The sequence below is a fragment of the Priestia sp. P1_B12_1 genome (assembly GCF_056406695.1).
In genome coordinates, this window is sequence record NZ_JBFTZR010000005.1 from 289,106 (window position 1) to 315,780 (window position 26,675).

The following is a 26,675-nucleotide window of genomic DNA, read 5'->3' on the forward strand; positions in this document are numbered from 1 at the left end:
TATTAGTATACATATATTTGAAGGAGGATATGCATTGGGGAAGTTTATTAAATTTTCATTGAAAAATAAATTTGCAGTGTGGCTGTTAACGCTCTTTGTCATTATTGCAGGGCTGTATTCAGGGTTTAATATGAAGTTAGAGACCATTCCTGATATTTCAACGCCTGTTGTAACAGTCAGTGCAACTTATCCGGGAGCCACTCCGGAACAAGTGGCAGATAAGGTGAGTAAGCCGATTGAACAAAAGCTCCAGGGACTGAGCGGCGTTGACACAGTTAGCTCATCTTCTTATGAAAACATGGCTACCATTCAAGTTGAATATAGTTTTAGTAAAGATATGGAAAAGGCAGAAGACGAAGTTAGGCGAGCTCTTTCAAACGTAGATCTGCCAGATGATGTGGAGGAACCAAATGTTTCAAGACAAAGCATTAGTGATTTTCCGATTATTTCATTAAGTGTTTCAGATGATAAAAAATCATTAGAAGACTTAACGAAGTATGTAAAAAATACCGTTGTTCCACAAGTTGAAAAAGTGCAGGGGATTTCTTCGGTCAGTGTGTCAGGAGAACAAGTTGAAGAAGCAGAACTTGTATTCAAACAAGACAAGCTCAAGCAGCTGGGACTTGATGAAGATACGGTGAAAAAGCTTATCCAAGCATCCGATGCAAAAGTGCCGGCTGGCACGTATACGATGGATGGATCTCAAAAATCTGTTGTGGTAGACGGAAAGATGACAACAGAAAAAGATTTAGAAAACTTAGAGATTCCAGCTGTGCCTAGTCAAGGAGCTGCTCAAGGTCAGCAACAAGGAATGAGCCAGCAGCAGACACAAGGCACCGTACAGCAGGCGCCATCCGCAGCTTCTATTCCAACTGTGAAATTAAAAGAAATTGCGGATATTAAAGTGACGGGGAAAGCAGAATCTATTTCTCGCACGAACGGAAAACCTTCCATTGCTGTACAAGTTGTCAAAGCGAAGGATGCGAACACAGTAAATGTTGTAAATGATATTAAAGAGAAAATGAATAGCCTAGAAAAGAAAAACAAAGACCTTCACGTTGACAATATTTTTGATCAAGGTAAACCGATTGAAGATTCTGTTCATACGATGCTAAATAAAGCTATTATCGGTGCGGTCTTTGCGGTTATTATTATTCTTTTATTTTTACGTGATATTCGTTCAACGATTATTGCCGTTATTTCGATTCCGCTTTCGTTATTGATCGCCATTTTAGCGCTCAAATCAATGGATATCTCTTTAAATATTATGACGCTTGGAGCGATGACTGTAGCCATCGGAAGGGTTGTAGATGATTCCATTGTCGTTATTGAAAATATTTACCGCCGCATGGCTTATCAGGAAGAAAAGCTTAAAGGAAAAGATTTAATTGTCGCGGCGACGAAAGAAATGTTTGTTCCAATTTTCTCTTCTACAATCGTAACCGTGGCCGTATTCTTACCGTTAGGTCTAGTAGAAGGACCGGTAGGAGAGCTATTCTTACCGTTTGCATTAACCGTTGTTTTTGCACTGTTAGCATCACTGCTAGTAGCGGTAACACTCGTGCCAATGCTTGCTCATTCGTTATTTAAAACAAATGTAAAAGTAAAAGAAGAAAAACCAAGCAAACTAGCGCACGGATATAAGCGAATTTTGAACTGGACGCTAAACCATAAGCTTATTTCCTTTGGGTTAGCCGTACTACTGTTAGTAGGAAGTTTATTCTTAGTTCCTTCTATTGGCGTGAGCTTCTTATCATCTGATCAAGAAAAAACGCTGACGCTTACGTATACACCAAAAGCCGGACAGTCTCAAAGCGACGTAGAAAAAGCAGCAAATCGCGCAGAAGCGTACTTGATGAAGCGAGATGGTGTCAAAACGGTTCAGTATTCGTTCGGTGAAGGTAACTCTTTTAATCCGGGAAGCAAAAATAACGTTTTAACATTTGTGCAATATGACGAGGATACACAAAACTTTGATAAAGAGCAGGATAAAGTATTAAAAGCTCTTAATAAACAAGCGAATCAAGGTGAATGGGGCTCAATGAATACGGCGTCTAGCGGCAGCAATAATTCATTAAACGTCCTTATTTACGGAGATAGCTTAGAAGAAATCAAACCTTATGCTGATAAAGTTCAGCATGTTTTAGAAAAGCATAAAGAACTGAAAAATGTCGATTCTACGCTTTCAGATACGTTTGATGAATATACGCTAGTACCGAATCAAAAGAAAGCTGCTGAACTCGGCTTGTCAGCCAGTCAAATCGGTATGCAAATTTCGAACCTTGGACAGCGTGAAGTATTAACAACTATCCAAAAAGACGGAAACGAAATTAACGTGTACCTTCCAAAAGAAAAAGAGGATTTCTCTACTTTTGCTGAACTTTCAAGTACAAAAGTTACCTCTCAAACTGGACAGGAAGTTACATTAAATGAAGTTGTCGACATTAAAAAAGGTAAAACATCGAATACGGTAACTCGCCGTGATAATAAAATTTATGCAGAGGTAAGTGCCGATATTAAGAGTGACGATGTAGGCGGTGTTTCTTCTAACGTCCAAAAAGAAGTGAAGAAAATTGACTTACCAAGTGATATGGATATTAACTTTGGCGGAGCATCAGAGCAAATCAATGACTCATTTAGTCAATTAGGAATTGCTATGCTCGCAGCCATCGGTATCGTGTACTTCGTACTAGTACTGACATTTGGTGGAGGGCTAGCACCATTTGCTATCTTATTCTCACTTCCGTTTACACTTATTGGTGCGCTAGTGGCGCTTTTAATCTCTGGAGAAACGATCAGTATTTCTTCGATGATTGGAGCTCTTATGCTGATTGGAATTGTGGTAACAAATGCAATTGTTCTGATTGACCGCGTGATTCATAAAGAGCAAGAGGGTCTGTCGACGCGTGAAGCGTTACTAGAAGCTGGAATGACACGTCTTCGCCCGATCTTAATGACAGCTATTGCAACGATTGGTGCACTGCTTCCATTAGCTTTTGGATTTGAAGGTGGAGGCCTTATTTCAAAAGGGCTAGGGGTTACGGTAATTGGAGGACTAACAAGTTCTACGCTGCTTACGCTCATTATCGTTCCAATTGTCTATGAGTTTTTTATGAAGTTTAAGCGCAAAAAAGTAAAAAAGTAGAAGCAAAACAAATTTCCGCTTTTGAGGTGAATAGCGATGAAGTCAATTGATAAACTAATGAAACAGCTGATTCAACAAGGAATTAAAGCAAAGAAAGTAACGATTGATAAATCAAAGCGCCAGCAGTGGATGTCCATGTCGTTGCCTAAAACAGCATGGCAGCATTCAAAATAAAAAAGAGCTGACTTAGAGTCAGCTCTTTTTTTATTAACGATCTGTATCTTCAAATGATCCTTCTTGATAGGCGTCGCTTACTTGCTCATGTGTTTCTGCTAGACCTTGTGAGAGTGCATCTTGTCGGTTATAATCTTCTGTTTCGAACTGACGGTCAGCCATTTCATTCGTATTAGGCTGCTTTTTAGGCTGTTTTTTTGAATTCATTTTCACCACTCCTATCTAAGTAAAGTGAGACCACGGTTAGTGTGCGATGAAAGGAAATACATTATACATGAAAAAAGAGCTTCGATTCGTCGAAGCTCTTTTTTCATATTATTATTGTTTTTTATTTAAGAAGATTTTTTCAATATCATCAAGTACGATATTAGCTGCTAATACACCGCCTGCTGTATTCCAAGTAGCATCATCTACTTTGTGAACATGATTTTCTTGAGCTACTTTTAACTTTTTGAAAAGCGGATCGTTTATCCATTCTTTTTCAAGCTTTGTTGCTTCACCGTCTCCCGTTTCATAAGAGAAGTAGAATAGCTGATCGCCGTCCATTGCCGGGATGCGTTCTTTTGTTGCATTCATTTCAGCAAAATCATTTTTGTCTTGAGATTCAGGGCGAGCGAAGCCAAGCTGATCTAAAATAACGCCTGAGAACGAATCTTTATGATAAATACGAACGTCTCCAGCTGTAAAGCGTACAACTGAGATTTTTTGTTTTAACTGATCTCCAAGGCGTTTTTTTAAATCTGCTACGCGATTGTCATAGTCAGCTAATACTTCTTTACCTTTTTCTTCTTTATTTACAGCTTTTGCATATAGCTTAAAGTTTGATTTCCAGTCTCCGCGCAGCTCTTCAGAAAATACAGTCGGAGCAATTTGACTAAGCTGGTCGTATACTTTTTCTTGGCGCATTTTATTTCCGATAATCAAGTCAGGCTTTAAAGCAGCGATTGCTTCTAAGCTTGGCTCACTTTCTGTACCCACACTTTTAACGCCTTTCATCTGACCTTTGATATGGTCGTACCACGGATTTCCTAACCATGATTGAACAGCACCAACAGGCTTTACACCCATTGCAAGAAGAGCCTCAGTACCTTCGTTTGTTAAAACGACAACTCGTTTAGGTGTTCCTTTAATCTCTGTTTTATCCATTGCGTGTTTTACTGTATAAGTTTCGCCAGAACCCTCAGTTTTTTCTTTTTTATCATCGTCAGCGCTGTTTGAATTACCGCAGGCTGCCAGCACAAGCAGTGTCATAATGGTAAGAATGGATAACAAATATGACAACTTGCCTTTAGAATATGTATTCACATCTCTTCCCCCTCTTAAGTGATAATGATTTTCATTAACAATTAAGATAATATTCTAACTTTTAAGCGGTGTCAATTAAAAATTGAAAATGATTCTCAAAATCATTGACACTTTTTTCAATGTTTCCTAAACTAAAGGTTAGATATATATAGGAATCATCTTAGAGGAGAGCAATGAAAATGATGCTACGCAGTGTTCAAATGAAAGTAATGGGGCTCATCATTGGAATCATGCTGCTTTTAATCTGTATTGGATTAAGTATCGTACTCGGATACACAGATACAAGTATCAAGACAGCATTTGAAGCTTTTCAAGCGTTTAACGGTTCGAATGAGCACATAGTTATTCAAAATATTCGATTGCCGCGCGCTATAATCGGTGCTGTGGTAGGTATTTGTTTAGGAATTGCAGGAGCAATGATGCAGGCGTTAACGAAAAACCCACTTGCTTCACCGGATATTATTGGTGTGAACGCTGGGGCCAGCTTTTTTATTGTTGTTGCAGTGATGATTTTTTCGGTCAATTCACTTCAAGCTTTTACGTGGATTGCATTTGTAGGAGCGGCATTAACCGTAGTGGTTGTCTATTTTCTTGGATCCCTCGGAAAAGAAGGATTAACGCCTATTAAATTGACGCTCGCAGGAGCGGCTATTGCAGCCTTTTTCTCTTCTTTAACACAAGGACTGCTGGCTGTGGATGAATCTTCGCTTGATCAAGTTCTTTTTTGGCTGGCTGGATCTGTGCAAGGACGCAAGGTGGAAATGCTGTATGGCATACTGCCTTATATAGTACCAGCAATCATTGTCACGTTTTTTATCGCTTCAAAAATTAATATTTTAACGATTGGTGAAGATGTAGCTAAAGGATTAGGTCAAAGAACGATTCTTGTCAAAATTATAAGCGGCATCATTATTGCCATTTTAGCTGGTGGAGCCGTTGCAGTAGCCGGTCCGATTAGCTTTGTCGGAATTATTGTTCCTCATGTTGTAAGAGCAATTGTAGGACAAGATTATCGTTGGGTATTTCCCTATAGTGCGGTTGCCGGAGGCATCTTAATTTTATTAGCCGATGTTGCAGCCAGGTATGTCATTATGCCTCAAGAAATCCCTGTTGGAGTCATGACTGCTGTTATTGGTACGCCTTTCTTTATCTATATGGCAAGGAAAGGGGCAAAGGCGTCATGAAAACATACTTATCTCTTCGCTTAAAGAGAATTTCATTTTTGGTTAACATAAAAGCAGCTCTGATCATTATTGGATTTTCAGCTGCACTTGTTGCTCTCTTTTTATTGAGTGCAGGTACGGGTGACTTATTTATTAATCCACTTCGTGTGATTAACATTTTAGCGGGTCATGGATTGGAGTTTGAACGATTAGTTGTTACATCCTTTAGACTTCCACGCATTATTGTTGCCATTTGTGCCGGTATTTGTCTAGCTATTGCAGGCGCTATCTTGCAGGGGCTTGTGAGAAATCCGCTTGCTTCACCAGACTTAATTGGATTAACAGGAGGAGCGTCAGTCGGTGTAGTGTTATTTTTGACACTATTTAGTGATAAAAGCAACTCGTTAACCGTAAGTATTAATTGGATGCCTGTTAGCGCATTTTTAGGTGCAGTGGCAGTGGCGCTTTTACTTTATGTGTTTGCCTGGAAAAATGGCGTCTCTCCTATTACACTAGTATTAATAGGAATTGGATTAACAGCGTTAACGAAAGCCATGACCACGCTGTTTATGATTATGGGTCCTATCTATCGCGCCAGTCAGGCAAATATTTGGATCACAGGAACGGTGTATGGTTCAAATTGGGCCAGTGTTTCCGTACTAGTTCCTGTTACAATAGGGCTAGTTATAATCACGATTTTAATGATTCGAAATTTAAATGTTCAAGAATTAGGTGAAGAAATTGCGACTAACGTTGGAAGTCGCGTTCAAAAAAATCGATTGGCACTATTGCTGATGAGTACAGCTTTAACAGGAAGCGCCGTTGCATTTGCCGGCGGAATTAGCTTTGTAGGATTGCTTGCTCCACATATTGCCCGAAAGCTGGTAGGTTCTTCATTCGGCGCTTTAATACCGCTATCGGCATTAATCGGAGCGATTTTAATCACAGCAGCAGATTTAATTGGCCGAACATTTTTCTTGCCAATCGAAGTGCCAGCAGGTGTATTTACAGCTGCAATTGGCGCACCGTACTTCATTTATTTACTATACAAACAAAGAAACGTATAGCATTCTTTGTAGAAGGAGCGATTCGCATGCATTCGTTAGAAACAAAATCGCTAACATTATCATATGGAGAAGCGATGATTATAGATGAGCTTGACGTTACCATCCCAAAGGGTGAGATTACGGTCTTTATCGGCAGTAATGGATGCGGAAAATCTACGCTGCTGCGTTCACTAGCAAGGTTATTGAAGCCACATGCCGGCTCTATTTTACTAGAAGGCTCTAAAATTTCCTCTCTTCCGACAAAGGAAATTGCAAAGCAGCTAGCAATTCTTCCACAAGGTCCTGTTGCACCTGAAGGGTTGACCGTGCTGCAGCTTGTTAAACAAGGGCGCTATCCGTATCAAAATTGGTTCCGTCAGTGGTCTCAAGAAGATGAAGAAAAAGTACAAAATGCACTCGAGGCAACAGGTTTAGCAGACTTGGCTGATCGTCAAGTTGATTCGCTTTCTGGAGGACAGCGTCAGCGCGCATGGATTGCCATGACATTAGCACAAGATACGGATATTATTTTACTTGATGAACCGACAACGTATTTAGATATGACACATCAAATTGAGATCTTGGACTTGTTATTTGAATTGAATGAAAAAGAAAATCGTACCATCGTAATGGTGCTGCACGATTTAAACTTAGCCTGCCGCTATGCTCATCATATTGTGGCGCTTCAAGATAAAAAAATCTATGCACAGGGAAGACCAGAAGAAGTCATTAACTGCGATTTAGTACAGCGAGTCTTTAATATGAACTGTGAAGTGACGGTGGATCCGTTATTTGGAACGCCTCTTTGTATTCCTCATGGGCGCGGACGATGTATTGTGAATAAGCTGCGAGTTGAAACGCAGCATGCTCAATAAGAAAGAGCAAAGCGAGTTAGCAGAAAAATTCCGCTGTACGTTTAAAGATAACTCGCTGTACAGGTTGTCTCCCTCCAGCTACATGGATGAAAGCACGCTGCGGATGCAGCTGCTATGGATTCAACAGACGATGGAGGCTGATAACTTGAGAGCAGCTGCCTCCATGTTAGCTAAGCGGTATAGCTTTGTTGTGGTGGCGGCTTTGTATTCATTTATTGTGTTTCAAAAAAAGATAAATGCATCGACTAAAAATGTTTCGTTGCATACAGAAGACGCTGAAACAATGTGGCTCCCAAAAGTGTTCATCTCAGAAACTGAGACGAAAGAAGTAACAGAGGACAATCAGAAGATTCTTCTTGATGAACTTCTTGATGAATTGTTTGCTCATCACATTGAGCCGATATGGTCATCGCTGCATAAAGTGACAAAAATCTCGAAGCTGACGCTGTGGGAAAACGTAGCTGTTTATATCCACTGGCTTTATGATTTGCTTTTAGCAAATGAAGAAATAGAAAATGTGCAAGTGCAAAAGAATTTACGATACGTGTTGGAAGAAGCTGAGGGTCATCACTTTGGTTCATACCATCATAATCCGCTTTCTCGGTACAGTTCACCTCCTCCATATGTAAAGAAGCAAAAGCAGGAGATAAGGGTTCGGCAAACGTGCTGTTTATCTTACCAAACAGGAGCTAAAGAGACTTATTGTCAAACGTGTCCGGTTATTTGTAAACCAAAGAAAGGAGTGATTGTGCATGAATAAAACCTTTCAAGAGCAATTCGACGGTTTGATTGAAAAGTATACAGAACTAATGGTCGGTGAAAGTGACGAGCAGCTACAAGAAAAAGTAAAAATGTGGGCACTTTACAACCATATCTCAAAATCCATGCCGCCTTTAACCAAGCATTGGAATCAATTATATCCAGAAGCAAAAGCGGAAATGGTCGAGATTGTAAAGGAAATCAAAGAGCTGAATGAAGCGCATCGAGCGTCACAGCGAAAACCAGAATAAAAACATTCATCACGAAGCTGATGGATGTTTTTTTATCCAAAAGCTCCCGGTCGCTTTTTGGTTTTGTGTGCATACGTTAATAAAGGGTGCCTATCTAGTTTAAAAAATGGTAAAATTAATGATAATTAAATAAATTTTGTGAGGCGTATGACAAGTGAAGGCGGGGGGTTGCTTTGGAACAAACGATAAGAAACTTTTTTTTATTGTTATCAAAAAGCAAAAAGTTAACAAAGCTGGCTAAGCGCTATGGCTTACGTTTTGGAGCAGCAAGGTTTGTTGCAGGGGAAACCATCGATGAAGCTGTTAGTGTGATAAAAAAGCTAAATGAACAGGGATTAAAAGTAACGGTTGATTATCTTGGCGAGTTTGTGGAAAGTGAAGTTGAAGTGGATCATGCTGCAGCTCAATGCATAAAGGCTATTCACCTTATACACAAAGAAAGATTAGATTCAGAAATTTCTTTAAAATTAACGTCTATGGGACTGGACATTTCAGAAGATTTGGCCCTTCATCATATGCGGCGTATTCTTGAAGAAGCGGAAAAACATAGCGTATTTGTGACGATTGATATGGAGGACTATAAGCGATGCAGCAAGACGATTAAGCTATTTAAACAATTAAAAAATGAGTATGAACACGTAGGGACGGTGCTTCAAGCATACTTATATCGAACAGAAAGTGACATCCGTGAATTAGATGCGTATGCTCCTAAATTAAGGTTAGTGAAAGGGGCATACAAAGAAGCAGCAGACGTGGCGTTTCCTGATAAAGAAGACGTGGACGAAAACTTTCAAAACATCATTGGACTTCACTTATTAAACGGTCACTACACAGCAGTTGCTACTCACGATGAACGAATCATTCAGTATACAAAAGAGTTTGTTAAAAAACATGGAATTTCAATGAATCAGTTTGAGTTTCAGATGCTATACGGGATTCGATCAGAAAGGCAAGTTCAGCTCGTAGCAGAACAATATAAAATGAGAGTGTACGTTCCTTATGGAACGGACTGGTATGGGTACTTTATGAGGCGCCTTGCAGAAAGACCTGCAAATGTCGCATTTGTCTTAAAAGGAATCGTAAAAAAATAATAATGAAATGGTCGTGATGACAAAGTAAGAAATAATCAAAAATCGAACATGATTCGATTACTCATGTTCGATTTTGAGGTTAATGTCCTTGAGTGTTATGCTTTGTGTACTGTTGGTTTTGAGATGTCTTTTTGCCGCGGCCGTGCGGTTCATTAACCGGTCCAGCATTTCCTTTAACGCTTGCTGCGCTTACGCCTGCTGACGATGGATCCTTCTTTAATTTACTCACAAAATCACCTCCTGTGTATTAAGATAACCAAACACATTAAAAATAGTTAGAGATAATATTGTGAATATATTGCGAAAATTTAAAAAATGTTTTATAGTAAAAACAGAGATTAACAGTGACTCTCTTTTTTTACGCATAAAATGAATGACCATTCATTCAATATATTAAAGGGGATGTGGGGATAATTATGAACATAAAAAAAGCCGCCGTTTTAGGTTCAGGAGTTATGGGCTCTGGAATTGCAGCTCATTTAGCGAATGTAGGAATTCCAACGCTTTTGCTAGACGTGGTTCCAACTTCATTAACAGCAGACGAGGAAAAAAAACAGCTAACGCTTGAAGATAGGCAAGTGAGAAATCGGTTGAGTACAACCGCTGTAGCTAAATTAACGAAGCAAAAACCGGCGCCTTTAACGTCTAAGTCATCACTATCGTTGATTACGCCAGGAAACCTTGAAGATCATTTACAGCAGTTAAGCGACTGTGATTGGATTATTGAAGTAGTAGTGGAACGTCTTGATATTAAACAGCAGTTGTTTGAAAAAATTGACAGTGTACGAAAAAAAGGAAGTATTGTAAGTTCAAACACTTCAGGAATATCGATCCACGAAATGGCTAAAGGACGCTCAGAAGATTTTAAAGCGCATTTTTTAGGAACGCACTTTTTTAATCCACCGCGTTATTTAAAGTTATTAGAAATCATTCCAACTCATGACACAAAATCAGAAATTGTTGAATATATGAAAACGTTTGGTGAAGATGTATTAGGTAAAGGAGTAGTTATTGCAAAAGATACGCCTAACTTTATCGCCAACCGTATCGGTACGTACGGTTTACTTGTGACCGTTCAAGAAATGTTAAAAGGTAATTACAGCGTGGGAGAAGTTGACTCTGTGACGGGCCCCTTAATTGGAAGACCAAAAAGCGCAACGTTTCGAACACTAGACGTAGTGGGACTAGACACATTTATTCATGTGGCTAACAATGTATTTGACAAAGTAGAAGGCAAAGAAAAAGAAGTGTTCGATGTCCCTTTATTTATGAAACAAATGCAGGAAAATGGCTGGCTGGGAAGCAAGTCAGGGCAAGGCTTCTTTTTAAAGAAAGGCAAGGAAATTTTAGAACTTGATCCTAGTACACTTCAATACGTTGAGAGAAAGAAGTTAAAAACAGCTTCTACCGAATTAAGCAAGCAGGCAAAAGGGCTGCAAAATAAAATGAAAGCGCTTATATATTCTGATGATCGTGCCGGACAGCTTCTTTGGAATGTGATCAGTCCCGTTCTTGTATATGCAGCACAGTTAAAAAATGAAATCGCCGACGATATCGTGGCCATTGATCAAGCTATGAAGTGGGGATTTGGCTGGAAAATGGGTCCTTTTGAGACGTGGGATGCAATTGGTTTAGAAAAGTCAATTGAGAAGATGGAGCAGTCTGGTTTAGCAGTTCCGCAGTGGGTAAAACAAATGCAGGAAAATGGATTTACAAGCTTCTATAAAGAAATGGAAGGTCAAACGCTTTACTACGAAGATGAAGAGTATAAAGCGGTAAAAGAAAATAAAAAGGTGATTCACCTGTCATCTTTACGTTCTCAAAATAATGTCATTTTAGAAAACAGCGGAGCGAGTTTAATTGATTTAGGAGATGATGTGGCGTGCCTGCAGTTCACCTCTCCTAACAATGCAATCGGGCTAGATATTATTAGCTTATTAAATCAGTCTCTTGAAGAAGTGAATAAGAACTATAAAGGACTGGTCATAGGAAATCAAGGGAAAAATTTCTGCGTTGGGGCTAACTTAGCTATGATTTTAATGGAAGCACAAGATGACAATTATTTTGAAATTGAATTTGTCATTAAACAATTTCAACAGGCAATGATGAAGGTGAAATACAACGAAAAGCCGGTTGTTGCAGCTCCATTTGCGATGACGCTTGGAGGCGGAGCAGAAATTTGCTTACCGTCAGCTAAAATCCAAGCTTCTGCTGAAACTTACATGGGCCTTGTAGAAGTAGGAGTCGGACTTATTCCTGGTGGAGGAGGTAATAAGGAGCTTTATATCAAACAGTTAAATGGTTTACCGAACGGTGTAACGCTCGATCTTCAGCAAATTGCCAATAAAACATTTGAAACAATTGCTACTGCAAAAGTATCTGCTTCTGCTGCAGAAGCTAGACAGCTAAACTTTTTAAATCGCCATGATGGCATCAGCGTAAACGGAGATCATTTGCTGAATGATGCGAAGAACTCAGTCCTTGCTTTACATGACACGGGCTATAAACCACCTGTAAGAACTAAAATTCCTGTGGTTGGAGAAACAGGATATGCAACGTTGCTGCTAGGAGCTCAATCCATGAAATATTCAGGATATATATCAGAACATGATTATAAAATTGCTAGCAAGTTAGCATTTGTGTTAGCCGGAGGACGTGTAGCGTTCGGTTCGGAAGTTGATGAAGAGTATTTACTGGACTTAGAGAGAGAAGCATTTTTAAGTCTTGTTGGTGAAGCGAAGTCTCAAGAACGTATGCAGCACATGTTAGTTAAAGGAAAACCACTGCGTAATTAAGGGGGAGAAAAAATGAGAGAAGCAGTTATTGTAGCAGGTGCTAGGACACCGGTCGGAAAAGCAAAAAAAGGTTCACTGGCAAGTGTTAGACCTGATGATTTGGGAGCCATCGCGGTTAAAGAAACACTTCGCCGAGCAGGCGGATACGAAGGACCAATTGATGATTTAATTATTGGTTGTGCGATGCCTGAAGCAGAACAAGGTTTGAATATGGCTCGAAATATTGGCGCTCTTGCGGGTTTGCCGTATACGGTGCCAGCAATAACGATTAATCGTTATTGTTCGTCAGGTTTGCAAAGTATTGCCTACGGTGCAGAACGAATTATGCTAGGGCAAGCCAAAGCAGTGTTAGCTGGAGGAGCAGAATCAATGAGTTTTGTTCCGATGTTTGGAAACGTAGCGCGTCCGAATGTTCAGCTGGTTGAAAATGCGCCGGAATATTATATGGGCATGGGACATACAGCAGAACAAGTGGCGATGAAGTACGGCATTTCACGTGAAGACCAGGATGCGTTTGCTGTACGCAGCCATCAAAAAGCAGCAAAAGCACTTCAAGAAGGGAAGTTTAACGACGAAATTGTTCCGGTGGAAGTGACGCTTCGAAAAGTGGATGAAAACAATAAGCTCCGTGAACAAAAGCTGATGTTCTCTCAAGATGAAGGAGTTCGTCCCGGCACAACTGCAGACGTATTAGGAAAACTTCGTCCAGCTTTTTCGGTTAAAGGATCCGTAACAGCTGGAAACTCTTCGCAGACAAGTGACGGAGCTGCATCCGTTTTTCTAATGGATAAAGAACAAGCTGAAGCAGAAGGGTTAAAGCCTTTGCTTAAGTTTCGCTCATTTGCAGTTGGAGGAGTTCCGCCTGAAGTAATGGGGATTGGCCCGATAGCTGCCATTCCTAAAGCTCTTAAACTAGCAGGGCTGGAGCTTTCTGATATTGGATTGTTTGAATTAAATGAAGCATTTGCTTCTCAAGCACTTGGCGTTATTCGTGAATTAAATATTAATGAAGATAAAGTAAATGTAAACGGAGGCGCTATTGCCTTAGGTCATCCATTAGGCTGTACCGGAGCTAAGCTGACTCTTAGCTTAATGCACGAAATGCAGCGTCGAAATGAGCAGTTTGGAATTGTCACGATGTGTATTGGCGGAGGAATGGGAGCTGCTGGTGTATTTGAATTGTTAGCATAATCATTTCAAAGGGGGATATGAACATGTCAAATAAAACAAAACAAATGATTAAAGGTGGAAGCTTTTTAATTGAAGAAGGCGATGCAAGCCGCGTCTACACGCCGGAGGATTATACATCTGAACAAAAGATGATTGCCAAGACGACAGATGAATTTGTAGAAAATGAAGTCCTTCCACAAGTGGAATATTTAGAAAAGCATGAGTTTGACCGTTCTGTAAAGTTATTAAAACAAGCTGGTGAATTAGGCTTGCTTGGTGCAGATGTACCGGAAGAATACGGTGGACTCGGTTTAGATAAAATTACCTCGGCTTTAATTGCTGAAAAAATGTCTCGAGCAGGCGGGTTTTCCATCACTCATGGTGCTCACGTAGGAATTGGGTCATTGCCAATCGTCTTATTTGGAACAGAAGAGCAAAAGCAAGCATATTTACCTGCTTTAGCAGTTGGGGAAAAAATAGCAGCATATGCGTTAACAGAACCTGGTTCTGGTTCCGATGCCCTCGGTGCTCGAACAACAGCTCGCCTTAACGCAGAAGGCACACACTATGTGTTAAATGGAGAAAAGCAGTGGATTACGAATGCCGGATTTGCTGATGTGTTCGTGGTGTATGCGAAAATCGACGGCGATAAATTTTCTGCTTTTATCGTTGAACGCGAATTTCCAGGTGTTTCGGTTGGACCGGAAGAGAAGAAAATGGGAATCAAAAGCTCCTCAACCAGAACGTTGATTCTTGAAGATGCGCTTGTTCCAAAAGAAAACGTGTTAGGTGAAGTTGGCAAAGGGCATGTGATTGCGTTTAACATTTTAAATATTGGGCGCTACAAGCTTGGAGTTGGAGCAGTTGGAGCAGGGAAACGTGCGTTAGAAATCACGTCTCAATATGTTAACCAGCGTCAGCAGTTTAAAACGCCCATTGCTAAATTTTCATTAACCCAAGAAAAAATAGCAACAATGGCTTCTAAATTATACGCAACTGAAAGCTCCGTCTATCGTACGGTAGGACTTTTTGAAGACCATATGGGCCAGCTTTCAGAAGAACAGCAAAAAGACGGAAAACAAATTGCCGCTTCCATTGCTGAATATGCCATTGAATGCTCATTAAACAAAGTGTTTGCCACGGAATCTCTTGACTACATCGTAGATGAAGGGGTGCAGCTTCACGGAGGCTATGGTTTTATGAGTGAGTATGAAATTGAGCGCCTGTATCGTGATTCCCGCATTAACCGTATTTTTGAAGGAACAAATGAAATTAATCGTCTCTTAGTACCAGGCACGTATTTACGCAAAGCGCTAAAAGGAGAGCTTCCGCTGCTTCAAAAAGCACAAACGCTTCAAGAAGAATTGATGATGCTTATGCCCCAGGAAGTAGGCAATGAGCCGTTAGATCAAGAAAAAATGCTTGTGCAAAATGGGAAGAAAATTGCGCTCTTGCTTTTAGGTCTAGCTGCACAGAAATACGGTAAAGAATTAGAGAAAGAACAAGAAATTCTCGTTAATATTTCCGATATGATTAGTAACGTATATGCAATGGAATCCACTGTTTTACGTACTGAAAAAGCGATTTCCAAAACAGGTGCAGATCAAAACAGCTTGAAGGTAAAATATACGCAAGTATTTTGCCAAGAAGCATTTAATCGAATTGAAGCAGATGCAAAAGAAACGTTAATTGGCGTTGAACAAGGTGATACGCTTAGAGTCATGCTTTCGTCTCTTCGCAAGTTAACGCGCTATACACCAATCAATGTGATTAGCGTAAAGCGCGAGATTGCAAAAACGCTTCTAGAAGTAGAGAAGTTCACAGTTTAAGGGAAAAAGGAGCTCGTAAAACGAGCTCCTTTTTGTTTAAGAAGCCTCTATCTAGGTAAATGATAAAGGATGTGTTAAAATACGAAAAAAGCTTAAAATAAAGGGTGGTTGACGAAATGTCATTATTTTTTTATTCATATCCAAAGTGTGGTACGTGCCGAAAAGCCAAGAAGTGGCTGGATGATAACGGAGTAGCGTATGAAGAAATTCATATTGTAGAAAGCCCGCCAACAAAAGAGCAGCTGCAATCTTATTATCAGAACAGCGGCTTAGAATTAAAAAAATTCTTTAATACAAGCGGTAAAAAATATCGCGAATTAGGGCTTAAAGATAAAGTAAGCAGTGCGAGTGAAGACGAACTGCTGTCTATTCTTGCGTCAGATGGCATGTTAATTAAGCGTCCGCTGCTAACAGATGGACAAAAAGTAACGCTTGGCTTCAAAGAAGAGCAGTTTGAGGACGTGTGGAAGTAAGTTTTCAAATAGAAAATTTTTACCTTTTACGTTACACTGTTAATAGGAAGTTATTTTAGGTTGTAGAAAGTGTTCTCCACGTTGAAGGCGCTTTTTATATAAACAAATTACGATACATATTTTGGAGGGATTAAGATGAGTACACCAAAAGATTTGCGTTATTCTGAAGAGCATGAATGGGTAAAAACAGAAGGAGACGTTGTCCGCGTAGGTATTACGCATTTCGCTCAAGCTGAGCTTGGCGACATCGTATTCGTTGAACTGCCAGAAGTAGGAGCAACAGTAGAAGCTGACGAGCCGTTTGGCAGCGTTGAATCAGTAAAAACAGTTTCTGAGCTTTACGCACCAATTAGCGGTGAAGTTGTAGCAGTAAACGATAACTTAAGCGATAGCCCTGAACTTGTTAATGAATCTCCATACGAAGAAGCATGGATGATTACAATCAAACCGTCTGATGCTTCTCAAGTAGACAAGCTAATGACAGCAGAGCAATACGAAGAAATGACAAACGAAGGATAATACTCCTCCATAAATTGTCTTTATGAAAAGTTTTTGACTGGACACTCTATTAGTAAACAAGCTAAAGGAGTGTCTTTTTATGTTTGAAAAACAAAAAATGGACGTTACAGATCGCGTTACAGCTAAATTTCATGACGGCGGCATGAAATTATATGTTGATAAGCAGCCAATTGGTGAAGTTAGTTACGGAACAAGCGGCAATGAATACCGCTTTGAAGAAGGGTATTCGCAAGAAAATAATAAATTCTACCAATATACAGATGTACAAAAGCAAGGTGAAACGCAAAAATATACAGACTGCGACGAAGAAGCAGGATGGTGCTAAACAGTGGCAACTGCCGCTGTTTTTCTTGTTTTATGGAAACAATATGGCTTAAGCTGCCTTTTAAAACAGTTCTTTCTTGCAAATTTCTTTTAAAAAACAGGTGAACTGTGATACATTAACGAATATTGTATAGCATAAAGAAATGATGTTACTATACAACTGACGATTATGGGTGATGAAAATGGGGCTAATTGAAATTGAAAAAGTAATTATTGTCGAAGGAAAATCAGATAAAAAACGTATCCAAGATATCATTCGAGAACCAATTGAAATTATCTGTACAAACGGTACGATTAGTTTATCAAAGCTGGATGAAATTATTGACTTTACGTTTAACAAAGAGGTATACATACTCGTTGACTCTGATGATTCAGGGAATAAGCTAAGAAAACAATTTAAACGAGAGCTTCCGGAAGCAGAGCATCTATATATTGATAAAATGTACCGAGAGGTTGCTGCCGCCCCTAGACATCACATAGCAACAGTATTACTGAGTGCCAATATCGATGTTAATGCAGAATTTTTAACATAAAAGGAATGAGCAACATGCAAGAATGGAGCGAAAAACAGCTTGACGATCAGTTAAAAGAAGGACAAAGAGCGTTTATCTTTTTCCATACACCTTTTTGCGGGACATGTCAGCTGGCAAAAAAAATGTTAACCGTAGCAGAAGCAATGCTGCCTGGTGTGACCATCGGAATGAGCAATTTAAATTATATGCCTTCAAAAGCAGAAGTATTTTCAATTGAAAGTGTACCTTGTTTGATTGAAGTGAAAAATGGCGAAATGGTAAAAAAACTCTATGCGTTTCATTCCATCGAGCACGTACTTGAAGAGCTTCGATAATCAAACGTTTGTTTAAAATGAAGAAATAGAACGAGAGCAAACCGTTGGGGCTGTTGAAATCTTGGGATATTATCCCAAGAACAAAATCTGTTGACAGCCTATCTGACACATGCTAAAATCACACTCATGAATGTTCATAAATGAATGAATATTTCCCAAAAACAAAATAATTGTTGCGAACTCTTATCAAGAGAGGTGGAGGGACTGAGCCCTGTGAAACCCGGCAACCGTCAGACTAACTGAAATGGTGCCAATTCCTGCAAAGCTATGCGCTTTGAAAGATGAGAGAAAGGATTAAATATCGAGCCTTTCTGTCATGCGCAGAGAGGCTTTTTTAATGGGGAAAATTGTTTTACGGCTTTTTCATCCTATAGGGCAACCTAACATAATTAAGTTTTTACTAAAGAAGGTGAAGAAATATGATTACATTAACAGACGTTACAAAAATTTATCAGGCTAAAAGCGGTCAAGTAACAGCTGTTGATAATGTGAATCTAACCGTTAACCAAGGTGAAATTTACGGAATTATTGGTTATAGCGGAGCAGGTAAAAGTTCTTTAATTCGCTTGCTAAACGGGTTAGAAACACCAACGACAGGAACGGTCGAAGTAGCAGGTAATGATATTGGAAAAATTAAAGGCGGAAAACTCAGAAAAGCTAGACAAGAAATTAGTATGGTGTTTCAGCACTTTAATATCTTGTGGTCGCGTACGGTGCGAGAAAATATTGCCTTTCCGTTAGAAATAGCAGGGATCTCAAAAGAAAAAAGAATGAAACGAGTAGACGAGCTTATCAAGCTAGTCGGGCTTGAAGGGCGTGAAAATGCTTATCCATCACAGCTTAGCGGTGGTCAAAAGCAGCGTGTTGGTATTGCTAGAGCGCTAGCCAATAACCCAAAAGTATTGCTGTGTGATGAAGCAACATCAGCGCTTGATCCTCAAACGACAGATTCTATTTTAGATCTGTTAGTAGATATTAATGAGAAGCTAGGGTTAACCATTGTACTCATTACTCATGAAATGCACGTTATTCGTAAAATTTGTCATCGAGTAGCTGTTATGGAAAATGGGGCAGTGGTAGAAGAAGGGCAAGTGCTAGAAGTATTCAGAAAACCTAAGCAGCCGATTACAAAGCGATTTGTTCAACAGATTTCTGAACCAGAAGAAACGTTTGAAACAATTGAACAAGTACAGGAGTTATATCCAAGCGGGCAAATTATTCAGCTGACGTTTGTTGGCGGAAAAGCAGAGCAACCGCTCATTACAACGATTTTAAAACAGTTTGATGTAACGATTAATATTTTGCAAGGAAAGATTTCTCATACACAAACAGGTTCATACGGAACGTTGTTCGTTCATTTAGACGGAGAATTAACAGAAGTTGAAAAAGTCATTGCATACATTCATGAGCAGCAGGTAGAAGTGGAGGTAATGACAAATGCTTGAGAAACTATTTCCAAACGTTATTTTAGATGATTTTATTCAAGCGACAAATGAAACACTATATATGACGGCTATTTCAGTTATAGCCACGTTTGTTCTAGGTATTTTATTGGGCTTGCTTTTATTTTTAACGTCCAAAGGACAGCTTTGGCAAAACAAACCTTTATATGCCATTGTGTCAGCAGTTGTAAATATCTTTCGTTCCATTCCATTCATTATTTTAATTGTTTTACTGATTCCATTTACCAAAGCATTGGTAGGAAGTATTTTAGGCGCTAATGCAGCGTTACCTGCTTTAATTGTTGGAGCAGCACCATTTTATGCGCGTCTTGTAGAAATTGGTCTGCGCGAAATTGATAAAGGTGTTATTGAAGCTGCTAAATCAATGGGAGCAACAACAAGCACTATTATCTTTAAAGTGCTGTTACCTGAATCGCTGCCAGCTTTAATTTCTGGTTTGACGGTAACGACGATTGCGTTAGTCGGTTATACGGCAATGGCGGGTGTGATTGGAGCTGGAGGTCTCGGGAATCTTGCATATTTAGAAGGATTCCAGCGCAGTCATAATGATGTAACGCTAGCTGCTACGATCTTAATTTTGATTATTGTATTTATTATCCAACTTATTGGAGATGCGATTACTGCAAAAATTGATAAAAGATAAAGGGAGGATTATTTATTATGAAAAAATGGCTTTCGGCTTTAGCATTAACATCTGCGCTAGTAGTAGGATTAGCTGCATGTGGATCTAACAATGGATCAAAAGATGAAAAGAAAATTGTTGTGGGTGCATCTAATACGCCCCATGCTGAAATTTTAGAACAAGCAAAACCGATTTTAGAAAAACAAGGAATCGACTTGGAAATTAAAAAATTCCAAGATTACATCTTACCGAACACAGCTCTTGCAAACAATGAAATTGATGCAAACTACTTCCAGCACGTTCCTTATATGAATTCAGTGCTAAAAGATCACAAGGGTGAAAAAGGGTATGATTTTGTAAGTGCCGGTGCCATTCACATTGAACCAATCGGTATCTACTCTAAAAAATATAAAAGCTTAAAAGATCTTCCGAAAAACGGCACAGTTATTATGCGTGATGCAGTAGCAGAGCAAGGACGTATTTTATCAATTTTTGAAAAAGCTGGCGTAATCAAATTAAAACCAGGCGTAAAGAAAACAGATGCACAAATTAAAGATATCGTAGAAAACCCGAAGAATTTAAAATTTAAAGCCGATGTTGAAGGCGGATTGCTACCTCAGATGTACAAAAACAATGAAGGTGACGCTGTTGTTATCAATGCTAACTATGCTATCGATGCTGGCTTAGATCCAGTAAAAGATCCAATCGCAGTGGAAAGCAAAGAAAATAACCCTTATGCAAACATCATTACGGTTCACAAAGGCGACGAAAATAAAGATACAGTGAAAGCTTTAGTGAAAGTTCTTCACTCTAAAGAAATTCAAGACTACATTAAAGAAAAATACAAAGGCGGAGTACTGCCGGTAAATAAATAATAGAAGAAAAGCGCTTGCCCACTCTGGGCAAGTGCTTTTTTGTATGCGGGAAAACGAATAACTCTTATTTTTCTCACGCATACTAACCGTGAAAACTTTACTGATGATGGGAGCTGACGTTATGCAGCAAGAAGCACGTCATTCAACTGAGCAAGCACTTCATGATTATAAAATGGGTGTTGGGAAATTTAGCGAAAAATTGCCGGAAGTAACAAAAACGTTTAATGCGTTTACTGAAGCATGTTTTGGAGAAGGTTCTCTTTCTAAAAAAGAAAAGCAGTTAATCGCGCTAGGAATCAGCGTAGTAGCTCAAGACGAGTACTGTATGATTTATCATACAAAAGGCTGCATCGATCAAGGCGCAACTGAGCAAGAAATTTTAGAAGCATGCGGAGTGTCAGCAGCATTTGGCGGAGGCGCAGCGATGAGTCAGTCCGTTACGCTTGTCCAAGAGTGTATTTCAGAACTGACTAGTCACACGCACTAAGTAAATAAAGTGAGTAAAAAAGCTTGTCTTAGAAGGCTCTATGGAGTCTTTTAAGGCAACTTTTTTATGAGTGGATTTAGTCTTGAAAAACGTACATAATGGTTTAAAACCTTTTGGGTCAAAAGGTTGCTATAAGTTTTCATTTGTTATAAGATTGTAATGAGAATAAAATGAGAATAATTAAAAAGATATAGGTATATCGTTTTTTACTATATACGTCTATAACTGGAGGTTTTAATATGGCAGGGTCAACTTTAACAATTAAAGATCTTCATGTTGCAATTGAAGGTAAAGAAATTTTAAAAGGTGTTAATTTAGAAGTTAAGGGCGGCGAAATCCATGCAATCATGGGACCAAACGGTACTGGTAAATCAACATTATCTTCAGCAATCATGGGACATCCTAAATACGAGGTTACACAAGGAAGCATCACGCTAGACGGCGAAGATGTACTTGAGATGGAAGTAGATGAGCGCGCTCGTGCAGGTCTATTCCTAGCTATGCAATATCCAAGTGAAATCAGCGGGGTAACAAATGCAGACTTCTTACGTTCAGCAATTAATGCTCGTCGTGAAGAAGGAGAAGAAATTTCACTAATGAAATTCATCCGTCAATTAGACAAAAACATGGATTTCTTAGAAATGGATCAAGATATGGCTCAGCGTTACCTAAACGAAGGTTTCTCTGGCGGTGAGAAGAAACGTAATGAAATTCTTCAATTAATGATGCTTCAACCAGGAATTGCAATTTTAGATGAAATCGACTCTGGTTTAGATATCGATGCGTTAAAAGTTGTATCAAAAGGTATTAATGAACTGCGCGGCAGCGAGTTTGGTTGCTTAATGATTACTCACTACCAACGTTTACTAAACTACATTACACCAGATAAAGTTCACGTTATGATGCAAGGTCGCGTTGTAAAATCAGGCGGACCAGAATTAGCACAGCGTCTAGAGGCAGAAGGTTATGACTGGATCAAACAAGAATTAGGTATTGAAGACGAAACTGTAGAGCAAGAAGCTTAAGAGTTAGGAGGATCTCTATGACTATTGATACGAAATTACCATTTGATCAAGAGTACATCAGCAGCTTTTCAAAAGAAGCTAATGAACCAAGTTGGCTGCTAGATCTTCGCTTACAAGCTCTTGCGAAAGCAGAAGATCTTGCACTTCCAAAGCCAGATAAAACAAACATTTCGAAATGGAACTTTACTGCATTTGACAAGCACACTTCACAGGCAAGCACAATCTCATCTGTAGACGAGCTTCCAGAAGTGGTTAAAGCATTGATTGATACAGAAGCTGTTAAAAATCTATATGTTCAGCGTGACCAAACAGCTGCATATTCAACATTAACAGAAGAGCTAAAGTCTCAAGGCGTTATCTTCACAGATATTCAAACAGCTGCTAAAGAGCATAGCGACCTTGTTGAGAAGTACTTCATGAAAGACGGAGTTAAAGTAGATGAGCACCGTTTAACTGCATTAAACGCAGCGTTATTAAACGGCGGTGTATTCGTGTACGTTCCTAAAAATGTAGAAGTACAAGAGCCGCTTCAAGCTGTATTTGTCCGTGAAGATGAAGAAGCTGCTTTATTCAACCATGTGATTGTTGTAGCTGAAGACAACAGCTCAGTAACATATGTAGAAAACTACATTGCTACTGCTGAAGAGTCAAACGGTGTTGTCAATATCGTGACGGAAGTATTTGCTAACAGCAATGCAAAAGTAACATTTGGAGCTGTTGACTACTTAGCTAAAGGTACAACTACTTATGTAAACCGCCGCGGCGTAGCGGGCAAAGACGGTCGCATTGAGTGGGCTTTAGGCTTAATGAGTGAAGGAAATACAGTTTCAGAAAATACAACGTATCTAATGGGCGATGGTTCATATGGAGATACAAAAACGGTAACAGTTGGACGTGGAGAGCAGTCTCAAAACTTAACAACAAGTATCGTACATTTTGGAAAACATTCTGAAGGCTACATTTTAAAACACGGCGTTATGAAAGAAAGCGCGTCTTCAATCTTTAACGGTATCGGTAAAATTGAACACGGTGCGTCTAAATCAAACGCTGAGCAAGAATCTCGTGTGTTAATGTTAAGTGAAAAAGCACGTGGAGACGCAAACCCAATTCTTCTAATTGATGAAGACGATGTAACAGCAGGACACGCTGCATCTGTTGGACGCGTAGATCCAATTCAGCTTTACTACTTAATGAGCCGCGGTATTCCGCAAACAGAAGCAGAACGTCTAGTTATCCACGGATTCTTAGCACCAGTTGTAAACGAGTTGCCAATCGAAACGGTTAAAAAGCAATTAACAGATTTAATTGAAAGGAAAGTTCGATAATGAATATCTCTGATATTCGTAAACAATTTCCTATTTTAGACCAAGAGGTAAATGGCAGCCCACTCGTTTATTTAGACAGTGCAGCAACTTCACAAAAGCCGCTTGCTGTAATTGAAGCAATTGAGAAGTATTATAAAGAATATAACTCAAATGTACACCGAGGTGTTCACACGCTTGGTACAAGAGCAACAGACGGATACGAAGGCGCTCGAGAAAAGGTTCGTAAGTTTATTAATGCAAAATCAACGGAAGAGATTATCTTTACGCGCGGTACAACGACAGCTCTTAATACAGTAGCTGCAAGCTATGGCCGTGCTAATCTCAAACCTGGTGATGAAATTGTGATTACTTATATGGAGCATCACAGCAACATCATTCCTTGGCAGCAAGTTGCCAAGGAAACAGGTGCAACGTTAAAATATATTTCATTAACAGAAGATCATGCACTTTCACTAGAAGAGGTAAAAAGCACGATTACATCCAACACCAAAATTGTATCGATTATGCAAGTATCTAACGTATTGGGCACGATTAACCCAGTAAAAGAGATTGCAGAAATTGCACATGCTAACGGTGCAGTAATGGTTGTGGATGGTGCGCAAAGTACGCCTCATATGAAGGTGGATGTACAAGATTTAGACTGTGATTTCTTTGCTTTCTCTGGACATAAAATGGGCGGACCGACTGGAATCGGCGCTCTTTATGGAAAGAAAGAGCTTCTTGAAAAAATGGAACCAATCGAGTTTGGCGGCGAAATGATTGACTTCGTAAACCTATACGAATCAACGTGGAAAGAGCTTCCTTGGAAATTTGAAGGAGGTACGCCAATCATTGCAGGTGCAATTGGTTTAGGTGCAGCGATTGATTTCTTAGAAGAAGTTGGTTTAGATAACATTCAAGCACATGAGCACAAGTTAGCGCAGTATGCACTGGATCGCTTATCGCAAGTAGATGGAATTACGATTTACGGACCGAAAGAGCGAGCGGGTGTTGTGACGTTTAATATTGAAGATGTGCATCCGCACGACGTTGCAACAGTAGTAGACGCTGATGGAATTGCGATTCGTGCAGGTCATCACTGTGCGCAGCCGCTGATGAAATATTTAAACGTATCTTCTACTGCACGTGCAAGCTTCTATTTGTATAACACGGAAGAAGAAGTAGATAAATTGGTGTCATCATTAATAAAAACGAAGGAGTATTTTACAAATGGCTTTTAATAATTTAGATACTCTCTATCGTCAAGTAATTATGGACCATTATAAAAATCCGCGTAATCGTGGAACGTTGAATGAAGATACTGTGAACATTCATATGAATAACCCGACGTGTGGAGACCGCATTGAACTTTCTTTAAAAGTAGAGGACGGCAAAGTGGTGGATGCAAAGTTCGAAGGTGAAGGATGTTCAATTTCAATGTCATCAGCTTCAATGATGACACAAGCAATTAAAGGTCAAGAAGTAGACAAAGCGTTTAAAATGGCCCATATCTTCTCTGACATGATGCAAGGTAAAGAGTATGATGATAGTATAGATTTAGGAGATATTGAAGCACTTCAAGGTGTAGCAAAATTTCCTGCGCGTATTAAATGTGCAACACTAGCGTGGAAAGCGATGGAAAAAGGTCTTAACGAACAAAAATAAGACCTTCATTCATTCCCAATCCTATCAAGTAGGGGGTAATAAAAGATGGCTAAAAAAATGCCAGAAATCGGCGATTATAAATATGGATTTTCCGATAAAGACGTATCAATTTTCCGCTCTAAACGCGGTTTAACAAAAGAAATCGTAGAAGAAATTTCTCGTATGAAAGAGGAACCACAATGGATGCTTGACTTCCGTTTGAAATCTCTAGAGCACTTCTACAACATGCCAATGCCACAGTGGGGCGGAGACATGGCAAGCTTAGACTTTGATGAAATTACGTACTACGTAAAACCATCTGAGAAGTCTGAACGCTCTTGGGATGAAGTTCCTGAAGAAATTAAACAAACGTTTGATAAACTTGGTATTCCTGAAGCAGAGCAAAAGTATCTTGCGGGTGTATCAGCTCAGTACGAATCTGAAGTTGTTTATCACAATATGAAAGAAGATCTTGAAGCACAAGGTATCGTATTTAAAGATACGGATACGGCGCTAAAAGAAAACGAAGATATTTTCCGTGAGCATTTTGGAAAAGTTATCCCGCCAACGGATAACAAATTCTCTGCACTTAACTCGGCGGTTTGGTCTGGTGGATCATTCATTTACGTACCAAAAGGCATAAAAGTAGATACACCATTACAAGCTTATTTCCGTATTAACTCTGAAAATATGGGACAGTTTGAGCGTACGTTAATTATTGCTGATGAAGGCTCACACGTCCACTATGTAGAGGGCTGTACAGCACCTGTTTATACAACAAACTCTCTTCACAGTGCCGTTGTAGAAATCATCATCAAAAAAGATGCGTATTGCCGCTATACAACAATTCAAAACTGGGCGAACAACGTATACAACCTTGTAACAAAACGCGCGGTTTGTGAAGCAAACGCAACAATGGAATGGATTGATGGAAACATTGGTTCTAAGTTAACAATGAAATATCCAGCTGTTATCTTAAAAGGTGAAGGCGCACGCGGTATGACATTATCTATTGCCCTTGCTGGTAAAGGACAGCACCAAGATGCTGGTGCAAAAATGATTCACTTAGCACCGAACACATCTTCAACGATCGTATCAAAATCAATTTCAAAACAAGGCGGTAAAGTAACATACCGCGGTATCGTACACTTCGGCCGTAAAGCAGAAGGTGCACGTGCGAACATTGAGTGTGATACGCTAATTATGGATAATCAATCAACTTCTGATACAATTCCGTACAATGAGATTTTAAACGATAACATCTCACTTGAGCATGAAGCGAAGGTATCGAAAGTATCTGAAGAACAATTATTCTATCTAATGAGCCGCGGTATTTCTGAAGAAGAAGCAACAGAAATGATTGTAATGGGCTTTATTGAGCCATTTACAAAAGAGCTTCCAATGGAATATGCAGTAGAAATGAACCGTCTAATCAAATTTGAAATGGAAGGTTCAATCGGTTAATAATAGAAAAAACTCGTTTGCTGTT

General features: G+C 39.4%; 28 protein-coding genes and 1 riboswitch. Of the genes, 25 read left to right on the forward strand and 3 right to left on the reverse strand.

What is annotated here, in order from left to right; all coding sequences use genetic code 11:
* Positions 1-34: 34 nt before the first annotated feature.
* Positions 35-3,145: an efflux RND transporter permease subunit gene (locus AC1D0Y_RS18570; RefSeq protein WP_028409619.1), complete on the forward strand. Its 3,111-nt coding sequence runs from the start codon at positions 35-37 to the stop codon at positions 3,143-3,145.
* Between the two features lie 36 nt (positions 3,146-3,181).
* Positions 3,182-3,319: a hypothetical protein gene (locus AC1D0Y_RS18575; RefSeq protein ID WP_014457868.1), complete on the forward strand. Its 138-nt coding sequence runs from the start codon at positions 3,182-3,184 to the stop codon at positions 3,317-3,319.
* A 33-nt stretch (positions 3,320-3,352) separates the two neighbouring features.
* On the opposite strand, the gene AC1D0Y_RS18580 is transcribed toward AC1D0Y_RS18575, so the two are convergent.
* Complete coding sequence (locus tag AC1D0Y_RS18580; RefSeq protein WP_081085242.1) at positions 3,353-3,526, reverse strand: YozQ family protein; 174 nt, start codon at positions 3,524-3,526, stop codon at positions 3,353-3,355.
* 111 nt (positions 3,527-3,637) lie between these two features.
* Positions 3,638-4,624 (reverse strand): ABC transporter substrate-binding protein, encoded by a 987-nt coding sequence (locus tag AC1D0Y_RS18585; protein ID WP_028409618.1) that lies wholly within the window; start codon positions 4,622-4,624, stop codon positions 3,638-3,640.
* Between the two features lie 179 nt (positions 4,625-4,803).
* Here AC1D0Y_RS18585 and AC1D0Y_RS18590 point away from each other — a divergent pair, with 179 nt between their 5' ends.
* The 6 genes from AC1D0Y_RS18590 to AC1D0Y_RS18615 all read left to right on the forward strand — a co-directional run bounded on the left by AC1D0Y_RS18590 (position 4,804) and on the right by AC1D0Y_RS18615 (position 9,809).
* Positions 4,804-5,808: a FecCD family ABC transporter permease gene (locus AC1D0Y_RS18590; protein WP_028409617.1), complete on the forward strand. Its 1,005-nt coding sequence runs from the start codon at positions 4,804-4,806 to the stop codon at positions 5,806-5,808.
* The gene (locus AC1D0Y_RS18595; RefSeq protein ID WP_050688951.1) at positions 5,805-6,854 is read left to right on the forward strand and encodes a FecCD family ABC transporter permease; all 1,050 of its coding nucleotides are present in this window, start codon (positions 5,805-5,807) and stop codon (positions 6,852-6,854) included. Before AC1D0Y_RS18590 ends, AC1D0Y_RS18595 begins: the two co-directional genes overlap by 4 nt.
* Positions 6,855-6,880: 26 nt before the next feature.
* Complete coding sequence (locus AC1D0Y_RS18600) at positions 6,881-7,708, forward strand: ABC transporter ATP-binding protein (RefSeq protein ID WP_013059664.1); 828 nt, start codon at positions 6,881-6,883, stop codon at positions 7,706-7,708.
* Positions 7,698-8,468, forward strand: coding sequence for an IucA/IucC family C-terminal-domain containing protein (locus AC1D0Y_RS18605; protein ID WP_477707842.1), 771 nt, complete (start codon positions 7,698-7,700; stop codon positions 8,466-8,468). Before AC1D0Y_RS18600 ends, AC1D0Y_RS18605 begins: the two co-directional genes overlap by 11 nt.
* Entirely contained in the window at positions 8,461-8,718 is a 258-nt protein-coding gene (locus AC1D0Y_RS18610) for a YusU family protein (protein WP_028409614.1), read from the forward strand. Before AC1D0Y_RS18605 ends, AC1D0Y_RS18610 begins: the two co-directional genes overlap by 8 nt.
* A 173-nt stretch (positions 8,719-8,891) precedes the next feature.
* The gene (locus tag AC1D0Y_RS18615; RefSeq protein WP_028409613.1) at positions 8,892-9,809 is read left to right on the forward strand and encodes a proline dehydrogenase family protein; all 918 of its coding nucleotides are present in this window, start codon (positions 8,892-8,894) and stop codon (positions 9,807-9,809) included.
* A 79-nt stretch (positions 9,810-9,888) separates the two neighbouring features.
* Here AC1D0Y_RS18615 and AC1D0Y_RS18620 read toward each other — a convergent pair whose 3' ends face one another.
* Positions 9,889-10,038 (reverse strand): YuzL family protein, encoded by a 150-nt coding sequence (locus AC1D0Y_RS18620; protein WP_013059660.1) that lies wholly within the window; start codon positions 10,036-10,038, stop codon positions 9,889-9,891.
* A gap of 184 nt (positions 10,039-10,222) precedes the next feature.
* Between AC1D0Y_RS18620 and AC1D0Y_RS18625 the strand changes: the two genes are divergently transcribed.
* The 17 genes from AC1D0Y_RS18625 (at position 10,223) to sufB (ending at position 26,650) form a co-directional block, all read left to right on the forward strand.
* Positions 10,223-12,604 (forward strand): 3-hydroxyacyl-CoA dehydrogenase/enoyl-CoA hydratase family protein, encoded by a 2,382-nt coding sequence (locus tag AC1D0Y_RS18625; RefSeq protein WP_176524082.1) that lies wholly within the window; start codon positions 10,223-10,225, stop codon positions 12,602-12,604.
* A gap of 12 nt (positions 12,605-12,616) precedes the next feature.
* Positions 12,617-13,795 (forward strand): acetyl-CoA C-acetyltransferase, encoded by a 1,179-nt coding sequence (locus tag AC1D0Y_RS18630; RefSeq protein WP_028409611.1) that lies wholly within the window; start codon positions 12,617-12,619, stop codon positions 13,793-13,795.
* A 23-nt stretch (positions 13,796-13,818) separates the two neighbouring features.
* A complete protein-coding gene (locus tag AC1D0Y_RS18635) occupies positions 13,819-15,603 on the forward strand; it encodes an acyl-CoA dehydrogenase family protein (protein ID WP_060745815.1) in 1,785 nt (594 codons plus the stop codon).
* Between the two features lie 116 nt (positions 15,604-15,719).
* Positions 15,720-16,076 carry an arsenate reductase family protein gene (locus AC1D0Y_RS18640; RefSeq protein WP_028409609.1) on the forward strand — a complete coding sequence of 119 codons (357 nt, stop codon included), beginning with the start codon at positions 15,720-15,722 and terminating at the stop codon, positions 16,074-16,076.
* A 135-nt stretch (positions 16,077-16,211) separates the two neighbouring features.
* Entirely contained in the window at positions 16,212-16,595 is a 384-nt protein-coding gene (gene gcvH, locus AC1D0Y_RS18645) for a glycine cleavage system protein GcvH (RefSeq protein ID WP_013059655.1), read from the forward strand.
* Between the two features lie 79 nt (positions 16,596-16,674).
* The gene (locus AC1D0Y_RS18650; protein ID WP_013059654.1) at positions 16,675-16,920 is read left to right on the forward strand and encodes a YusG family protein; all 246 of its coding nucleotides are present in this window, start codon (positions 16,675-16,677) and stop codon (positions 16,918-16,920) included.
* 181 nt (positions 16,921-17,101) lie between these two features.
* Positions 17,102-17,452 carry a toprim domain-containing protein gene (locus AC1D0Y_RS18655; protein ID WP_013059653.1) on the forward strand — a complete coding sequence of 117 codons (351 nt, stop codon included), beginning with the start codon at positions 17,102-17,104 and terminating at the stop codon, positions 17,450-17,452.
* A gap of 14 nt (positions 17,453-17,466) precedes the next feature.
* Complete coding sequence (locus tag AC1D0Y_RS18660; RefSeq protein WP_013059652.1) at positions 17,467-17,766, forward strand: thioredoxin family protein; 300 nt, start codon at positions 17,467-17,469, stop codon at positions 17,764-17,766.
* Between the two features lie 180 nt (positions 17,767-17,946).
* A riboswitch (SAM riboswitch) is annotated at positions 17,947-18,054 on the forward strand.
* A 131-nt stretch (positions 18,055-18,185) separates the two neighbouring features.
* A complete protein-coding gene (locus tag AC1D0Y_RS18665; protein ID WP_013059651.1) occupies positions 18,186-19,211 on the forward strand; it encodes a methionine ABC transporter ATP-binding protein in 1,026 nt (341 codons plus the stop codon).
* Positions 19,204-19,872, forward strand: a complete 669-nt coding sequence (locus tag AC1D0Y_RS18670) for a methionine ABC transporter permease (protein WP_013085342.1) — start codon at positions 19,204-19,206, stop codon at positions 19,870-19,872. The genes AC1D0Y_RS18665 and AC1D0Y_RS18670 overlap by 8 nt, the downstream gene beginning before the upstream one ends.
* A gap of 17 nt (positions 19,873-19,889) precedes the next feature.
* Entirely contained in the window at positions 19,890-20,726 is an 837-nt protein-coding gene (locus AC1D0Y_RS18675) for a MetQ/NlpA family ABC transporter substrate-binding protein (protein ID WP_014457885.1), read from the forward strand.
* A 121-nt stretch (positions 20,727-20,847) separates the two neighbouring features.
* Positions 20,848-21,213, forward strand: coding sequence for a carboxymuconolactone decarboxylase family protein (locus AC1D0Y_RS18680; RefSeq protein ID WP_013059648.1), 366 nt, complete (start codon positions 20,848-20,850; stop codon positions 21,211-21,213).
* A gap of 239 nt (positions 21,214-21,452) precedes the next feature.
* Entirely contained in the window at positions 21,453-22,238 is a 786-nt protein-coding gene (gene sufC, locus AC1D0Y_RS18685; protein ID WP_013059647.1) for a Fe-S cluster assembly ATPase SufC, read from the forward strand.
* A 17-nt stretch (positions 22,239-22,255) separates the two neighbouring features.
* Complete coding sequence (gene sufD, locus AC1D0Y_RS18690) at positions 22,256-23,563, forward strand: Fe-S cluster assembly protein SufD (protein ID WP_014457887.1); 1,308 nt, start codon at positions 22,256-22,258, stop codon at positions 23,561-23,563.
* Positions 23,563-24,783 carry a cysteine desulfurase gene (locus AC1D0Y_RS18695; RefSeq protein WP_013059645.1) on the forward strand — a complete coding sequence of 407 codons (1,221 nt, stop codon included), beginning with the start codon at positions 23,563-23,565 and terminating at the stop codon, positions 24,781-24,783. Before sufD ends, AC1D0Y_RS18695 begins: the two co-directional genes overlap by 1 nt.
* Positions 24,773-25,207 (forward strand): Fe-S cluster assembly sulfur transfer protein SufU, encoded by a 435-nt coding sequence (gene sufU, locus AC1D0Y_RS18700; RefSeq protein WP_013085338.1) that lies wholly within the window; start codon positions 24,773-24,775, stop codon positions 25,205-25,207. Before AC1D0Y_RS18695 ends, sufU begins: the two co-directional genes overlap by 11 nt.
* Positions 25,208-25,252: 45 nt before the next feature.
* Complete coding sequence (gene sufB / locus AC1D0Y_RS18705; RefSeq protein ID WP_016765826.1) at positions 25,253-26,650, forward strand: Fe-S cluster assembly protein SufB; 1,398 nt, start codon at positions 25,253-25,255, stop codon at positions 26,648-26,650.
* The last annotated feature ends 25 nt before the right edge of the window (positions 26,651-26,675 follow it).

Excerpts from the sequence above, each read along its gene's own strand:
- AC1D0Y_RS18575 (WP_014457868.1), top strand. The coding sequence starts at position 3,182 with ATGAAGTCAATTGATAAACTAATGAAACAGCTGATTCAACAAGGAATT.
- AC1D0Y_RS18580 (WP_081085242.1), bottom strand. The coding sequence starts at position 3,526 with ATGAATTCAAAAAAACAGCCTAAAAAGCAGCCTAATACGAATGAAATG.
- AC1D0Y_RS18590 (WP_028409617.1), top strand. The coding sequence starts at position 4,804 with ATGATGCTACGCAGTGTTCAAATGAAAGTAATGGGGCTCATCATTGGA.
- AC1D0Y_RS18595 (WP_050688951.1), top strand. The coding sequence starts at position 5,805 with ATGAAAACATACTTATCTCTTCGCTTAAAGAGAATTTCATTTTTGGTT.
- AC1D0Y_RS18600 (WP_013059664.1), top strand. The coding sequence starts at position 6,881 with ATGCATTCGTTAGAAACAAAATCGCTAACATTATCATATGGAGAAGCG.
- AC1D0Y_RS18605 (WP_477707842.1), top strand. The coding sequence starts at position 7,698 with ATGCTCAATAAGAAAGAGCAAAGCGAGTTAGCAGAAAAATTCCGCTGT.
- AC1D0Y_RS18610 (WP_028409614.1), top strand. The coding sequence starts at position 8,461 with ATGAATAAAACCTTTCAAGAGCAATTCGACGGTTTGATTGAAAAGTAT.
- AC1D0Y_RS18630 (WP_028409611.1), top strand. The coding sequence starts at position 12,617 with ATGAGAGAAGCAGTTATTGTAGCAGGTGCTAGGACACCGGTCGGAAAA.
- AC1D0Y_RS18635 (WP_060745815.1), top strand. The coding sequence starts at position 13,819 with ATGTCAAATAAAACAAAACAAATGATTAAAGGTGGAAGCTTTTTAATT.
- AC1D0Y_RS18640 (WP_028409609.1), top strand. The coding sequence starts at position 15,720 with ATGTCATTATTTTTTTATTCATATCCAAAGTGTGGTACGTGCCGAAAA.
- gcvH (WP_013059655.1), top strand. The coding sequence starts at position 16,212 with ATGAGTACACCAAAAGATTTGCGTTATTCTGAAGAGCATGAATGGGTA.
- AC1D0Y_RS18650 (WP_013059654.1), top strand. The coding sequence starts at position 16,675 with ATGTTTGAAAAACAAAAAATGGACGTTACAGATCGCGTTACAGCTAAA.
- AC1D0Y_RS18655 (WP_013059653.1), top strand. The coding sequence starts at position 17,102 with ATGGGGCTAATTGAAATTGAAAAAGTAATTATTGTCGAAGGAAAATCA.
- AC1D0Y_RS18660 (WP_013059652.1), top strand. The coding sequence starts at position 17,467 with ATGCAAGAATGGAGCGAAAAACAGCTTGACGATCAGTTAAAAGAAGGA.
- AC1D0Y_RS18665 (WP_013059651.1), top strand. The coding sequence starts at position 18,186 with ATGATTACATTAACAGACGTTACAAAAATTTATCAGGCTAAAAGCGGT.
- AC1D0Y_RS18670 (WP_013085342.1), top strand. The coding sequence starts at position 19,204 with ATGCTTGAGAAACTATTTCCAAACGTTATTTTAGATGATTTTATTCAA.
- AC1D0Y_RS18675 (WP_014457885.1), top strand. The coding sequence starts at position 19,890 with ATGAAAAAATGGCTTTCGGCTTTAGCATTAACATCTGCGCTAGTAGTA.
- AC1D0Y_RS18680 (WP_013059648.1), top strand. The coding sequence starts at position 20,848 with ATGCAGCAAGAAGCACGTCATTCAACTGAGCAAGCACTTCATGATTAT.
- sufC (WP_013059647.1), top strand. The coding sequence starts at position 21,453 with ATGGCAGGGTCAACTTTAACAATTAAAGATCTTCATGTTGCAATTGAA.
- sufD (WP_014457887.1), top strand. The coding sequence starts at position 22,256 with ATGACTATTGATACGAAATTACCATTTGATCAAGAGTACATCAGCAGC.
- AC1D0Y_RS18695 (WP_013059645.1), top strand. The coding sequence starts at position 23,563 with ATGAATATCTCTGATATTCGTAAACAATTTCCTATTTTAGACCAAGAG.
- sufU (WP_013085338.1), top strand. The coding sequence starts at position 24,773 with ATGGCTTTTAATAATTTAGATACTCTCTATCGTCAAGTAATTATGGAC.
- sufB (WP_016765826.1), top strand. The coding sequence starts at position 25,253 with ATGGCTAAAAAAATGCCAGAAATCGGCGATTATAAATATGGATTTTCC.